Annotated in this window: 14 protein-coding genes; 3 read left to right on the top strand and 11 right to left on the bottom strand. The window is 73.1% G+C overall.

Annotated elements, in window-relative coordinates:
* Positions 1 to 132: 132 nt before the first annotated feature.
* Together BUE41_RS20730 and BUE41_RS20725 are read right to left on the bottom strand one after the other, a co-directional pair.
* Positions 133 to 399, bottom strand: coding sequence for a hypothetical protein (locus BUE41_RS20730; protein ID WP_073458809.1), 267 nt, complete (start codon positions 397 to 399; stop codon positions 133 to 135).
* Positions 396 to 1754: an FAD-dependent oxidoreductase gene (locus BUE41_RS20725; protein WP_073458808.1), complete on the bottom strand. Its 1359-nt coding sequence runs from the start codon at positions 1752 to 1754 to the stop codon at positions 396 to 398. Before BUE41_RS20725 ends, BUE41_RS20730 begins: the two co-directional genes overlap by 4 nt.
* A gap of 118 nt (positions 1755 to 1872) precedes the next feature.
* On the opposite strand from BUE41_RS20725, the gene BUE41_RS20720 reads away from it, so the two are divergent.
* Complete coding sequence (locus BUE41_RS20720) at positions 1873 to 2454, top strand: helix-turn-helix domain-containing protein (RefSeq protein WP_073458807.1); 582 nt, start codon at positions 1873 to 1875, stop codon at positions 2452 to 2454.
* A gap of 686 nt (positions 2455 to 3140) precedes the next feature.
* Here BUE41_RS20720 and argH read toward each other — a convergent pair.
* The 6 genes from argH to BUE41_RS20690 are packed head-to-tail and all read right to left on the bottom strand — an operon-like array spanning position 3141 to position 9030.
* The gene (gene argH / locus BUE41_RS20715; RefSeq protein ID WP_073458806.1) at positions 3141 to 4646 is read right to left on the bottom strand and encodes an argininosuccinate lyase; all 1506 of its coding nucleotides are present in this window, start codon (positions 4644 to 4646) and stop codon (positions 3141 to 3143) included.
* On the bottom strand, positions 4643 to 5590 hold the full coding sequence (locus tag BUE41_RS20710) for a 1-aminocyclopropane-1-carboxylate deaminase/D-cysteine desulfhydrase (protein WP_073458831.1): 948 nt from the start codon (positions 5588 to 5590) through the stop codon (positions 4643 to 4645). Before BUE41_RS20710 ends, argH begins: the two co-directional genes overlap by 4 nt.
* Positions 5591 to 5625: 35 nt before the next feature.
* Positions 5626 to 6978: a class-II fumarase/aspartase family protein gene (locus BUE41_RS20705; protein WP_073458805.1), complete on the bottom strand. Its 1353-nt coding sequence runs from the start codon at positions 6976 to 6978 to the stop codon at positions 5626 to 5628.
* The gene (locus BUE41_RS20700) at positions 6963 to 7865 is read right to left on the bottom strand and encodes an XcbA family protein (RefSeq protein ID WP_073458804.1); all 903 of its coding nucleotides are present in this window, start codon (positions 7863 to 7865) and stop codon (positions 6963 to 6965) included. The genes BUE41_RS20705 and BUE41_RS20700 overlap by 16 nt, the downstream gene beginning before the upstream one ends.
* Positions 7859 to 8653 carry a phosphosulfolactate synthase gene (locus BUE41_RS20695; RefSeq protein WP_073458803.1) on the bottom strand — a complete coding sequence of 265 codons (795 nt, stop codon included), beginning with the start codon at positions 8651 to 8653 and terminating at the stop codon, positions 7859 to 7861. Before BUE41_RS20695 ends, BUE41_RS20700 begins: the two co-directional genes overlap by 7 nt.
* Before the next feature lie 44 nt (positions 8654 to 8697).
* On the bottom strand, positions 8698 to 9030 hold the full coding sequence (locus tag BUE41_RS20690; RefSeq protein WP_073458802.1) for a hypothetical protein: 333 nt from the start codon (positions 9028 to 9030) through the stop codon (positions 8698 to 8700).
* Positions 9031 to 9138: 108 nt separating this feature from the next.
* Between BUE41_RS20690 and BUE41_RS20685 the strand changes: the two genes are divergently transcribed.
* Complete coding sequence (locus BUE41_RS20685) at positions 9139 to 9537, top strand: OsmC family protein (RefSeq protein WP_073458801.1); 399 nt, start codon at positions 9139 to 9141, stop codon at positions 9535 to 9537.
* Position 9538: 1 nt separating this feature from the next.
* Here the strand turns inward: BUE41_RS20685 and BUE41_RS20680 are convergent, their stop codons facing one another.
* A complete protein-coding gene (locus BUE41_RS20680; RefSeq protein ID WP_073458800.1) occupies positions 9539 to 10111 on the bottom strand; it encodes a thymidine kinase in 573 nt (190 codons plus the stop codon).
* A 40-nt stretch (positions 10112 to 10151) separates the two neighbouring features.
* Here BUE41_RS20680 and BUE41_RS20675 point away from each other — a divergent pair, with 40 nt between their 5' ends.
* Positions 10152 to 10868 carry a lysozyme family protein gene (locus BUE41_RS20675; protein WP_200804033.1) on the top strand — a complete coding sequence of 239 codons (717 nt, stop codon included), beginning with the start codon at positions 10152 to 10154 and terminating at the stop codon, positions 10866 to 10868.
* Here BUE41_RS20675 and efeB read toward each other — a convergent pair.
* Both efeB and efeO read right to left on the bottom strand, forming a co-directional pair.
* Positions 10841 to 12094 (bottom strand): iron uptake transporter deferrochelatase/peroxidase subunit, encoded by a 1254-nt coding sequence (gene efeB / locus BUE41_RS20670; RefSeq protein WP_073458799.1) that lies wholly within the window; start codon positions 12092 to 12094, stop codon positions 10841 to 10843. The genes BUE41_RS20675 and efeB overlap by 28 nt on opposite strands.
* Entirely contained in the window at positions 12091 to 13227 is a 1137-nt protein-coding gene (gene efeO / locus BUE41_RS20665; protein ID WP_073458798.1) for an iron uptake system protein EfeO, read from the bottom strand. Before efeO ends, efeB begins: the two co-directional genes overlap by 4 nt.
* Between the last annotated feature and the right edge of the window lie 41 nt (positions 13228 to 13268).

Raw genomic sequence — 13268 nt, 5'->3', positions numbered from 1 at the left:
CCCCTCTTCGGCCTGGATGTCGTCGAAGATCTTCTCCTCGTAGTCGACGATGGCGTCGCCCTCGTTGACCCGTTCGCCCACGATCTGAGCCACGGTGGTTCTCCTTCTCCTCGGTGGTGGGTTGTCCGGCGGTCAGACCGCGGGCCCTCGGGGGCGCGGCGCAGGCGCCCACGTGCGGCGGTGGCTGCCCGGCATCGCGCGCATGATGCGGCTGCGCAGCGACCAGGGCAGCGCGCCGTAGACAGGGGCGAAGATCCGCAGCCAGAAGATCTCCTTGAGCCCGCGCGGTGGCCGCGGGGGCGTGGTGCCCTGCTGGTGGGCGATCTTTTCGTGGGCCGCCACCAGGAGGTAGTGCTCGGCGTTGCGGCGCAGCCACGACGAGAAGCCCATCGCCGTCACGCCTTCTTCGCGGCTTCCGCGAGACCGTTGGTGGCCGCGACCACGATCGGTTCGTTCAGCGCCCCGATCGCGGGGGAGTAGACGTTCTCCATCGTCGCCAGGTCGTGGAAGGTCAGCCCGAACCGCACAGCCTGGGCGAGGAAGTCGGCCCGTTCCTTGATGCCCTCACCGCCGCCGACCATCTGCGCCCCGATCAGCCGCAGCGACTCCGGCTCGGCCAGCAGCTTCACCTTGATCTTCTGGACACCGGGGTAGTAGCGGGCGCGGGAGATGCCCTCGGCGACCCCGAGGACGTACGGGATGCCGAGCGCGGTCGCGGTGGTCTCGCCGAAGGACGCGCCACCGATGACCCACTTGCCGGCCGGAGTGCCCCACGGCACGAACACCGCGCGGTAGACGCGCTGGCCGCCGCCCGCGTTCGTGCCCGCGGTCTTGCCCTGTGCATAGGCGTGCGAGCCGGTGAGGCCCTGCAGCGGTGTGCGAGTCATGCCGTGCGGGATCTCCACGGCGTCGCCCGCGGCCCACACGTCGGGGGCCGATGTCTTCATGCGCTCGTCGACGATGATCCCGCCCGTCGTACCGATCTTGATGCCGGCGGCCTCGGCGAGCTCGTTGCGCGGGGTCTTGTGGGTGGAGATCACCACGAGGTCGGCGGGGATCTCGCCCTCGGACGTCTGCACCGCGCGCACCGTGCCCGCGCTGTCGCCGCGGAAGGCCTCCAGCGTGGTGTTGAAGTGCAGGTGGACGCCCATCTCGCGCCACGACTCGGTGACCGGCGCCATGATGTCCGGGTCGGCCATCATCGCCAGCGGGTACGGGTTGGGGTCGATCAGGTGCGTCTCGACGTCGCGGTGGGCCAGCGCCGTCACCATCTCGACGCCGAGCGGCCCGGCCTCCACGACGACGGCGGACTCAGCCTCGTCGATGACCTTGTCCCACTCCATGGCCCGGCGGATGTTCTTGACGTAGTAGAGGCCCTGGAGATCGCCGCCGGGCACGCCGGGGTCGGCGTAGTTCCAGCCGGTGCCGATGACCAGGCTGTCGTAGCGGACGGTCCCTTCGCCCTCGACGGTGACGGTGTGCGCCGCGGTGTCGATCGCGGTCACCTTCGTCTCGTAGTGGATGTCGATGCCGGCGTCGACGTAGGCCTGTTTGCCGGCCAGGAACAGCCGCTCGAAGTCCGGGATCTCGCGGCCGTGCACGTACGGGATGCCGCACGGGCTGTAGGCGACGTCCTCGTACTCGGTGTAGACCACGACCTCCGCGTCGGGATCGGCGGCCTTCACGCCGCCCGCGGCGCCCAGCCCGGCCGCGCCACCACCGATGATCACCGTCCTTCGTGGTGCAGCTGACACCGTGCGGACCCTTTCGTCCGGGAGCCCTACCCTGGCGAGGGCAAGGAAGCGATTCACTATCGCGAATAGATTTCTACGATACTAGAACCGGGACGTGTGTCAACGACGGGAGGCCCCGATGGGTGAGCCGGCGCACGAGGCGCATTCCGCCGACGAGCCCGCCGGGTGGGAGGCCGTGGTCAGCTCGATCGGGCCGAAGGTGCGCGCGCTGCGCCTGTCCGCCGGCCTCACCCTCCAGCAGCTCGCCCGCGCCGCCGACGTGTCCACGGCCTCGGTGCACAAGGTCGAGCGCGGCGACATGGTCCCCACCATCACGACGCTGCTGAAGATCGCCCGCGCGCTCGGCACCCCGATCCGGTACTTCGTCGAGGAGGGCGACACCGAGCCGCTCGCCGTCCACACCCGGTTCGGCGAGGCGATCGCCGACGGCCCCGTCGTGCTGACGGGATCGGCCGAGCGCTTCCGCGCCCTCGGCACCGCGGCCCGGCTGGCCCCCGGCGAGCGCAGGCCCGGCCTGCGCCGCCCCGGGGAGCTGCTGGTCGTCGTGCTGGCGGGGGAGATCGAGGTGACCCTCGGGGCCCGCTCGTACACCCTCGGCGCCGACCAGTCCCTGCACTTCGCCACCGACGTCGAGCACGAGCTGCGCAACACCGGTGACGAGCCGGCCGACGTCGTCGCGGTCGACGTGCCGGCGAACTGAACGGGACCTCCGGCGAGTTCGCCGCTCGGGCCTGGCGAGTTGCCCGGTGGGGACCGGCGAGTTCGCCGCTCGGGCACGGCGAGTTGCCCGGTGGGGACCGGCGAGTTCGCCGCTCCGGCACGGCGAGTTGCCCGGTGGAGACCAGCGAGTTCGCCGCAGAGGTAGGGCGAGTTGCCCGGTGAAGACCAGCGAGTTCGCCGCTCGGGCACGGCGAGTTGCCCGGTGGGGACCAGCGAGTTCGCCGCAGAGGTAGGGCGAGTTGCCCGGTGGAGACCAGCGAGTTCGCCGCAGAGGTAGGGCGAGTTGCTCGGTGGAGACCGGCGAGTTCGCCGCAGAGGTAGGGCGAGTTGCTCGGTGGAGACCGGCGAGTTCGCCGCAGAGGTAGGGCGAGTTGCCCGGTGGGGACCGGCGAGTTCGCCAGACCGGATGGTGCGTTCGCCCGTTGCGGACCTGCGATCCTTGCGTGCGTCCTGGTTTCCCAGTTCAGCGTCCGGACCTCCCCGATTGCCGTCCTGAAATCCGCAGTTCGCCGACGCGGAATGCGCGACTCGCCGTGCCGCTGGGACAACTCGGCGGTCTTCTCGGGGCAACTCGCCCGTCCCGGAGCGGCGAACTCGCGGTGCCCGTCGGGGGAACTCGCGCTCCTCGTCGGGGGAACTCGCGCTCCTCGTCCGGGGAACTCGCGCTCAGCCGGCGGCTGCGGCCCGCGCTGTGACCAGCAGGGCCTCCTCCGCGGCGCGGTGCCGCTCGGCGCGTTCCCGGGCGCGTGCGTCGAGCTCGGTGAGCCGCTCCCGCAGCTGCGCCACCATCGCCGCGATCGCCGACGGCGCGGCCCCGCCCTCCGCGGTGCGCGTCGCGACGATGGCGCGCGGATCGAGCAGCGGCGCGAGATCGTGGTCGGCCAGGCCCCAGGTGCGGCCGGTGTGCGCCTCAGCGGCCGCGTCGATCATCGCGCCGGTGATCGCCGACCCCGGGATCCCGGCGCGGGCGGCCTCCCGCACCACGTTGCCGACGACGACGTACGCCGTCCGGTAGTCGACGCCGACCAGCTCGACGAGGTGCTCGGCGAGATCGGTCGCCTGGGTGTAGCCGCGGTCGAGCTCCTCGCGCATGCGCCGCGGATTGACCCGCAGCGTCCGCAGCACCCCACCCATCAGCCGGGAGATCCGCAGCGCGAGATCGAGGGCGCGCGGCACCTCGCCGTAGGCGAAGATCAGGTTGTCGCTGCGCGCCGACGGGCTCTTCGTCACCGCGAGGAACCCGGTCAGCCGCCCCGCCACCACCCCCGACGCCCCGCGCACGATCGCCAGCGCGTACGGGTTGCGCTTCTGCGGCATGAGGATCGACGAGCGGCTGTAGGCGTCGGCCAGGTCGACGAAGTCGAACTCGCTGGAGGAGAAGATCTCCAGGTCCTCGGCCAGCTTGGAGAAGTTCGACAGCAGGCTCGCGGTGCCGGCGAGCACGTGGATCAGCCCGTCGACCTGCCACATCGCATCGCGCGTGTGCGGGATGACCCCGGTGAACCCGAGCACGTCGGCGATCGGCCCGCGGTCGTCGAGCAGCCGGGTCCCGTTGACGCACCCCGCACCGCCCGGGCTGGCGTCGATGCCGTCGAGCTCGTGCAGCAGCCGGGCGGCGTCGCGCAGCGTCGGGTAGGCGAAGGAGAGCAGGTAGTGCCCGAACGTCGACGGCTGCGCTTGCTGCAGGTAGGTCTGGTCGGGCAGCAGCGTCTCGGCGTGCTCCTCGGCCCGGTCGACGAGGTCCAGCGCCGCCGCGACCGCCTCGCGCACCAGCTCGACGATCTGCCCGCGCAGGTGCAGCCGCAGCGCCACCCGCGCGGCCTCCCGCCGCGGCCGCCCGGCGTGCAGCCAGCCCGCGGTGTCGCCGATGCGGGAGACGAAGTACCGCTCCCGCGAGTTGTACGGCTCGCCGTACGCGGCGTCGTAGGGGAACTCCTCGGCCGGGATCTCCACCACCTGGAGCAGCAGCCGCAGCAGCTCGGCCGCCACCTCCGCGGAGACGATGCCGCGCCGGTGCAGGTCGAGCACGTGCGCGAGATCGGCGAGGTTGAGCCCGTGGTGCAGGAACCCGGCGTCGGCGATCTCCAGCGCGAACCCGCTGTCGATCAGCTCCTGCGCGGGCCCGGTCTGCGGGAACCCCTCGGCCCGGCGCTCGCGGACGGTCTCGCTCACGGCACTGCCTCCTTCGTCAGGTGCGCCACCGCCGGCACCACCCCGCCCGTGTGCCACCACAGCACCGGCCCGGCGGGGCCGTGCTGAAGCAGCTCGACGGCGACGGCGAACGTCTTCGCGCCGTAGGTGGCGTCGAGCAGCAGCCCCTCGGTGTGCAGGGCGAGCCGCGCCAGCTCGTCCTCCCGGGCCGAGGTGATCCCGAAGCCCGCGCCCACTGCATCGACCAGCTCCAGCTGGTCCGGGCGCGGCGGGGGACCACCGCGCAGGACGGCGCACTCGGCGGCGATCTCCAGCACGGCGGCGCGGGCGGCGCCCGGCGGCCTGCTCACCGACACCCCCACGACCGGCACGTCGAGGTCGGTGCCGGCGAGCCCGGCCAGGAGCCCCGCGCAGCTGCCGCCCGAGCCGACGGGCAGCACGATCGCGGCCGGCCGCACGCCTGCGAGCTGCGCGGCCAGCTCGGTCGCGGCCGCGGCGAACCCCAGCGCGCCCACTGGCGTCGATCCGCCCCGCGGCACGGCCACCGCGCGCGTGCCCGCGGCCGTCAGCTCCGCAGCCCGCCGGGTCGCACGGATCTCCGGCTCGGCGCGATCGGTCGACCCCGTGCACACGATCCGCGCCCCCGCAGCCCGGGCCAGCGCGACGTTCGGGGCTCCCGCCGGGTCGCCCCACAGCACGATCTCGCAGTCCAGCCCGGCCACCTTCGCGGCCATCGCCACGGCCGCGACGAAGTTCGACCCCGGCCCGCCGCACGCCACCAGCGCCTCGGCCCCGACCCGCCGGGCCTGTCCGATCAGGTGCTCGAGTGCGCGGGCCTTGTTGCCGGCCGCCCCGAACCCCGTCAGGTCGTCGCGCTTGACGAGCAGCGGTCCCGTAGCCAGCGCGGCGGTCAGGCGGTCGGCGCGCACGAGGGGAGTGGGGAGCACGGCCAGCGGGAAACGCATCGGAGCACCGCCGTCCCCACACTGGCCCGCACCGTTCACGGCCACGACTCCCGCTCCAGCGCCCGCGCCGCCGCGGCCCGCTCCAGCACCCCGTCGACCATCGCCATCGCGCTGCTGACCGCGGGCGCCGCGCACCAGCCGGCCACCTCCCCGGCCGTCGCGTACCCGTGCTCGACGACCCCGGCCGCCGGATCGCCCCCACCGACCCGGGCGATCTCGTGCAGCACCTGCTGCGCCCGGTGCTTGCCCAGCTTCGCGGACAGTCCCGCGAGCACCTGCTCCGACGCGAGCCCGCCGAACCGCGCCACGTTCGCCGCCATCGCGTCGGCGTGCACCTCCAGCCCGTCGAGCAGCGTGCGGGTCATCCGCAGTGCGGTCGCGGCCAGCTGGCACGCTTCGGGCAGCGCGATCCACTCGGCCTTCCACGATCGACCGTCTCGCTCGTGCCCGCCGACCATGCCCTCCACCAGCACCGCGGCGGCCGCCCGCGTCAGCCGGGCGAGGGTGTCCAGGTGCTCACCGGCCTCGGGGTTGCGCTTGTGCGGCATCGTGATGCTGGAGACACTGCCGGGCGGGGCGGGCTCGGCCAGCTCGCCGATCTCCGGCCGGGCCAGCTCGTAGACCTCCACGCCGATCCGCGCCAGCGTGCCGGTGATCATCGAGAGGACCGACCCGAACTCCGCGATCCGGTCGCGCGCAGTCAGCCACGACATCCCGGGGTCGGCCAGCACCACCTCGGCGCAGAACCGGGCCCGCAGCGCTGCGCCCAGGTCTTTGAAGAACGCCAGGTTGCCGACGGCGCCGGCGAGCTGCCCGACCGGCCACCGCGTGCGCGCCCCGTCGAGGCGCTCGAGGTGCCGGCGGACCTCGTCGGCCCACGACGCCACCTTGAACCCGAACGTGATCGGCGCCCCCGGCTGGCCGTGCGTACGCCCCGCCATCACCGTGCCGCGGTGCTCGCGGGCCAGCTCCAGCAGTCGTGCCTCGATCGCCCGCAGGTCGCGCCACACCAGCGCGCCCACGTCCCGCATCACCGTGCCGAACCAGGTGTCGCTGAGGTCCTGCACCGTCGCCCCGACGTAGACGTGCTCGCGCACTTCCTCGGGCAGCACCGCCTGCAGCCCGCGGATCAGCCCGAGCGTGGAGTGGGCGGTGCGCCGGGTCTCCGCAGCGATCACGTCGAGGTCGAGCGCCTCCACGCGGGCGTGCGCCGCGATCGTCGCGGCCGACCCGGCGGGCACGATCCCCAGCTCCTCCTGGGCCCTGGCGAGCGCCACGAGGATGTCGAGCCAGCGCTGCAGCATCGCGGGCTCGTCGAACAGCGCGTCGGTCTCCGGTGTGCCCCACAGGTGCCGGTAGACGCGGGAGCTGCTCAGGCGGGTCGCCACGCCGGGGTCTCCTGCTCGACGAGGGCGCGCAGCGCCTCCTCGACGTGCCGCAGCGACGAGCCCCACGGCACAGCCGCCCAGCCGGGCCCGGTCTCGACGTGGGCCTCCTGCAGGCAGCACTTCGTCAGCACCGGGCCGGGCCCGCGGAGCGCCTTGGGGCAGAAGTCGACGGTCGGCGGCTCGTCGCCGTAGAAGTGTCGGTGGATCTGCCGGGAGCGGGCGCAGCCGAGCAGCGTCCAATCGGCGCGCTCGGGGTGTTCGTCGAGGTAGGACACCTGCGCGCCCGGGACCTCGCCGCCGGAGCCGCGGCAGGGCAGCAGGTAGTGCTCCGCAGGGCGCCGGCCGGCCAGCTCGGCGAGGTGCACCGGCTGGGGCACCAGCTCGACGGGTGCGAGATCGTCCAGCACCTCGACGACTCGGCGGGCCTGGTCGGCCAGCTTCGCCGGTTCCGGCGGCACCACGTCCCGCACGACGATCCGCACCGGCCGCGGATCGACGATGAAGCTCACGTGCGCGTACCGCCCCTCGACGACGACGGCGCGGGCACCGGGCGCGTGCTCGCGCGCGACGGCGGCGAGCGCGGACGGGATCGCGGTGTCGGCCTCGGGAGCGACGACGTAGGCGCACTCGTCCGCGCCCGCGATCAGCTCGACGTCGATGACCGGGGAGAACAGCGGCGCCGGATCGGCCCTGTGCACCTGCAGCAGCGCCACCGGGCCCTTCCCGGGCGCCGCGCGCGCGACGACGAACCGCGTGCGCCGGTAGGCGTCGCGGCCGAGCAGGTGCTCCCGCAGCGCGGCGGGATCGCGGAGCACATCCCGCGGGACCGTCGTCACCGACACCCCGCGATACCGCTCGGGAACCCCGTTGGGTCCGCCGATCAACACGCCGGTTCCGTGCCCACCTGCGCGGGCAGGGCGAGATCGGCCGTGTCGGACCGCAGGCCCAGCCGTAGCGTCTCCAGACCGAGGACCTCGCCGGGCGCGATGTTGCCCAGGTTCACCCCGGGGCCGAACTGGCGCACGAACCACGCCTGCTGCGCCGCCCGCGGCGCTTCGAAGATCACCCGCGTGTGCCCGACGGCGGCGACGACGGCCTCCACGACGTCGGCCCGCACCCGGCCGTGCTCGTCGTAGGTGCCGACGGTGCCGCTCTGCCGCCCCTCGGTGACGACGAGGTCGGCGCCCGCATCGAGGTCGGCGCGGCACTCGGCCGGCCAGTGCCGGGCCGGGTGCGGTTCGCCGGGCGTCTTCGAGCCGACCTCGGCGAGCACGGCGAAGCTGCGGGCCGCCCGCGTGATGAGCCTGCCCTTCTCGGCGAGCGACATGGCGACGGTGCCGCGGGAGACCTCGACGTGGGTGAACCCGGTGTCGGCCGCCCACACGAGGCACTCCTCGGCGCGGCCGCGGGCCCACGCGATCTCCAGCAGCGTGCCGCCGAGGCACAGGTCGACCCCGGCCTCGGCGAGCGCGGCCGCTTTGGCCAGCAGGGTCCGGTCGACGTACGCGGTGCCCCAGCCGATCTTCCAGATGTCGATCAGGTCGGCGGCTGCGGCCAGCACGTCGGCCAGCACCGCGGGTCCGATCCCGGGGTCGAGCACGTGCGTGATGCCGGCCGGGCGGGGCTTGCCCGGCCGGGGCGGGATGTCGAGGAAGTCGGGCGGCACCCGGTCCATGCTAGTTCGCATAGCGAAAGTCAATCTACTATCGGAAACGTGCCTCATGCGTCGAGCAGCGTCCGCCGGTGCCGGACGGGGCGGCGTCGACCCCGCTCGACGATGTCGGCAGCCAGCGCGAAGGCGCGCACGGCGCGGTCCTCGTCCACCCAGCGGTGGCGGGCCGCGAAGGTCGGCCATTCGGCGGGTGGCACGACTGCGCCGGCGGACCAGTCCAGCTCGTGCCAGGTGACGGCGATGTCGAACAGCTCGAGGAGCACCTCGGGATCGGTGTCGACGCGCAGCAGCCGATCGTGGTGGTCGCGGGCCGGGCCGAACGCGCACGCGTCCCGACAGGTGATCAGGTGGAGGGACGGTTGGGACATCATCGCGGTCATCGAATCGCCTCCGAGCCTCGCCCCATGGCGTGGTGATGCAGAGCACTCCGAAGGGAGCACTGTGGACGAGTCCGGTTGCACCGGTGTTGCACGGAGCGGAGGGGCCAGGTGACCGTCAGCCGACGGAGCGTCTCGGCGCGCTGGACGGGCGGCCTGCGGGCCGAGGTGGACGCCGGCGGGTTCACCGTCGTGGCCGACGAACCGGCTTCGGTCGGGGGTAGCGACACCGGTCCGCAACCCACGGAGCTGCTGCTCGCGTCGATCGCGTCCTGCTTCACGATCGCGCTCGCCTACACCGCGCGCAAGCGCGGTGTCCCGCTCGACGGGTTGGAGGTCGACGTCACCGGGCACTACGACGGGCCCAGCTTCGACGCGTTCCGCATCGAGGTGCGCGCGACCACGCCGGACCCGGAGGAGCTGGCCCGGCTCGCCGAGGTCGCCGAGCGGGTCTGCTACGTCACCCGCACCCTGACGCGGTCACCGGAGCTGGAGTTCGTGATCGGGTGACCTACAGGTCGCCCACCTTCTGCAGGTAGCAGGTGCCGCACATGGACTCGTAGCCCACGTCCCCGTCGATCGCCACCTGGTCACCGCTGCGGGTGAACTCGCCGTCGACGGTGCGTGCGTTGAGCGTGGCCTTGCGGCCGCAGCGGCAGATCGTCTTCAGCTCCTCGATCGAGTGCGCGAGCTCCATGAGCCGGATCGAGCCGGGGAAGCCGCGGGTGCGGAAGTCGCTGCGCAGCCCGTACGCGATCACCGGCACGTGGTGCTGCACGGCGAGTCGGAACAGGTCCTCGACCTGCGCCGGGGTGAGGAACTGCGCCTCGTCGACGAGCACGCAGTCGATCCGCGGACCGGGAGTGGCCAGCACGGCGTCGCGCAGCGCGGTGTGCTCATCGACGACGAGGTCGACCTCGCGCTCGACGTTGATCCGGGAGAGCACCGTCGGGCTCTTGGTGTCGACGGCCGGCTTCACCACGAAGACGCGCTGGCCCCGCTCCTCGTAGTTGTGCGCCACCTGGATCAGCGCCGTCGACTTCCCGGAGTTCATCGCGCCGTAGCGGAAGTACAGCTTGGCCACGGTGAGAGTCTCTCAGCCACGCGTTCCTAGCCTGGCCCGCGTGCGACCCGTCGCGATCGTGTCCGGTGTGCTGGCGCTGGTCCTGGTGGCCGTGCTGGTCCTGGTCGCGGTGCTGTCCGCGCAGCGTCCGGCACCGCGCAGCGACCGGCTCGTGCCCGCGGACGTCGCCCACGGCACGCCCCTGCCGCAGCCCGAGCCGCTGCCCGCGGGCCTGGACCTGGACGCCTGGGCGGCGGCGCAGGCGCCGGGCACCGGAATCCCGGCCCGCGTGCTGCGCGCCTACGCCGCCGCCGAGATCACCCAGCGGGCGGCCACCCCGCGCTGCCGTCTGTCGTGGGTCACGCTCGCCGGGATCGGCCGCGTCGAGTCGAACCACGGCCGCTTCGGCGGCTCCGAGATCGACGCCGACGGCGTGGCCCGCCCGGGGATCGTCGGGATCCCGCTGGACGGCACCAATGGCACCCGCCGCGTCCCGGACACCGACGGGGGCCGCCTCGACGGCGATCCCACGCTCGATCGCGCCGTGGGCCCGATGCAGTTCCTGCCGGCCACCTGGGCCCGCTACGGAGAGGGCGATCCGCAGCAGATCGACGCCGCCGCCCGGGCCGCCGCCCGGTACCTGTGCGCGCAGCGGCGGGACGTCTCGACCGGCCCGGGTTGGTGGGACGGGGTGTTGAGCTACAACGCGTCCGGCGAGTACGCGCGCCTGGTGTGGGCCGCGGCCCACCGCTACGCGAACAGGCCCTCGCCCCAGTAGCCGTCCTCGCCGACTCCCGGCGGCACCGCGAACACGGCCGAGCCGGTGTGCTCGATGTAGTCCATCAGCGCGTCGTTGTTGGCCAGTGCGCTCTGCATCGGCACGAACTGGGCGAACGGGTCGCGCATGAACGCGATGAAGAACAGCCCGGCGTTCAGGTGGCCGTGCCCGTCCGTGCCGTCGACGAAGTTGTAGCCGCGGCGCAGGATCTTCACCCCGCCGAGCGACTCCGCGGACGCGAGCCGGATGTGCGAGTCCAGCGGGATGAGCGGCTTGCCGTCCTCGCCGACCGCGGAGTAGTCGGCGGGATCGAACTCCGTGCCGCCCGACAGCGGCGCGCCCTCGCCCTTGTCGCGCCCGATCACGGCCTCCTGCTCTCGCAGTGAGGTGCGGTCCCACACCTCGATGTGCATGCGGATCCGCCGGGCGACGAGGTAGGTGCCGCCCTCCATCCACGGCTGGTCGCCCCCGGACACCCACACGTGCCGGGCGAGCTCGTCCGGTTCCTCGGCCTTGATGTTGTTGGTGCCGTCCTTGAACCCGAACAGGTTGCGCGGCGTGCTCTGCGCCGTCGATGTCGACGACGTGCGCCCGAAGCCCAGCTGCGACCAGCGCACCGCGGTGACGCCCATGCCCATCCGCACGAGGTGGCGGATCGCGTGCACCGCCACCTGCGGGTCGTTGGCGCACGCCTGGATGCAGACATCGCCGCCGGACAGCGCCGGGTCGAGGTCGTCACCGGTGAACGAGGGCAGGTCGCGCAGCGCCGCCGGGCGCTTCGCGGCGAGCCCGAACCGGTCGACACCGTCCTTCTCGAACAGCCCCGGACCCACCCCGAACGTGAGCGTGAGCTGGGAGGCGGGCAGCCCGAGCGCCTCGCCGTTGTCGTCGGGCGGGGCGTCGGGGTTGCGGTTGAGCGCGCCTCCCGGGGTGACCTCCGCGCCGACGGTCATGCGTTCCGCGGCCGTGGTCCACTTCTGGAACAGCCGCTGCAGCGCGGCCCGGTCCCCGTCGACGACGTCGAGCGCGACGAAGTGCAGCCGGTCCTGCGCCGGCGTGACGATCCCGGCCTGGTGGGTGCCGCGGAACGGGACGACGTCCGCCGGCGACGAGGCCGGCGCGGTCGCCGTAGTCGCCGAGTACGCCGCGGCGGCGACGCCGGCCCCGGCGAGGGTGACGCCCATGCCCGCCGCGCCCAGCAGTCGCCGCCGCGACAGTCCGCTCATGCCGTCACGACCCCCGCCACCTGCGAGATCGGCTCCGCCAGGGCGTCGATCGCCTCGGCCATCTTCTTCGTGTCGTCCTCCGTGAGCTCGGTGTAGAGCTTGAACCCGTCACCGACGCGGTAGCCCTCCAACAGGGTCATCACCGCGGCGAACCGCTGGTCGAGCACCGGGCCGAGGCTCGGGTCCTTCTCGTCGAGCACCGGGCGCAGCGCGGCGACCGCGGCCTGCGAGCCCTCCACGTTCGCCTTGAAGTCGTACAGATCGGTGTGCGAGTAGCGGTCCTCCTCGCCGGTGATCTTGCCGGTGGCGACCTCGTCGAGCAGTTCCTTCGCGCCGTTGGCCAGCTGCACCGGGGTCAGCTCGATCGTGGCGACGCGGGCCTGCAGCTCCTTGATGTCGGCGAGCAGGTTGTCGGCCATCTCGTTGCTGTCGGGCTGCAAGCCGTCCACCCACAGGTCCTTCTCGAGGCGGTGGTAGCCGGTGAACGGCACGCCGGGTTCACCGTCGTCGCGGCCGTCGACCTTCGGGTCGAGGTCGCCGAACGACTCCGCCACCGGCTCGACGCGCTCCCAGTAGGTGCGCGAGATCGGGTAGAGCGCCTTGGCCTGCTCGACGTCGCCGGCCTTGACCGCGTCGACGAACTCCTGCGTCTTCACCACGAGCGTCTCGACCTGCGAGGTCACGTAGCGCTGGTAGCCCGCGACGGCCTCGGCGAGCTTCGCGTCCGCGTCGGTGGAGCGCTGCGCGGTGCCGGTGACCGTGAACGCTCCGCGGATGCCGTTGCCGACCATGCCGGGCTTGCACGCGGTGGTGTAGTCGCCGCCGTCGGGCACCTCGACGATGAGCTGGCGGGTGATGCCCGGGCCGATGTTCTCGACCTCGCCCATGATCCGGTCGCCGGTCGCGTACAGGTAGAACTCGGTGACCTTGCTGCCGGTGTTGGTGACCGAGAACGTGATCGTGCCGGCGGGCGCCTCGGTGCGGCTGACCTCGCAGGCGGTGTCGGACGCGGTCACCGTGATCGCGCCGTCCTCGCCCGTGCCGGCCTGCGGTGCGGCGGTGCTCGTGCACCCGGCGAGCGCGACCGCGGCGATCCCGGCGCAGACGGTGACGGCGGAGGTCCTGCGGGACATGCGACTACTCCTCGGGGGATGTCAGGGCGGGGGATGTCAGG

Origin of the sequence: Pseudonocardia thermophila (genome assembly GCF_900142365.1) — a bacterium.
In the GTDB taxonomy this organism is placed as follows: Bacteria; Actinomycetota; Actinomycetes; order Mycobacteriales; family Pseudonocardiaceae; genus Pseudonocardia; species Pseudonocardia thermophila.
This window is presented reverse-complemented; position numbering and strand designations above follow the sequence as displayed.

Coding starts and splice junctions, on each gene's coding strand:
- BUE41_RS20690 (WP_073458802.1), bottom strand. CDS start 9,030: ATGACCGCGATGATGTCCCAACCGTCCCTCCACCTGATCACCTGTCGG.
- efeB (WP_073458799.1), bottom strand. CDS start 12,094: ATGAGCGGACTGTCGCGGCGGCGACTGCTGGGCGCGGCGGGCATGGGC.
- BUE41_RS20710 (WP_073458831.1), bottom strand. CDS start 5,590: ATGCGTTTCCCGCTGGCCGTGCTCCCCACTCCCCTCGTGCGCGCCGAC.
- BUE41_RS20720 (WP_073458807.1), top strand. CDS start 1,873: ATGGGTGAGCCGGCGCACGAGGCGCATTCCGCCGACGAGCCCGCCGGG.
- efeO (WP_073458798.1), bottom strand. CDS start 13,227: ATGTCCCGCAGGACCTCCGCCGTCACCGTCTGCGCCGGGATCGCCGCG.
- BUE41_RS20695 (WP_073458803.1), bottom strand. CDS start 8,653: ATGGACCGGGTGCCGCCCGACTTCCTCGACATCCCGCCCCGGCCGGGC.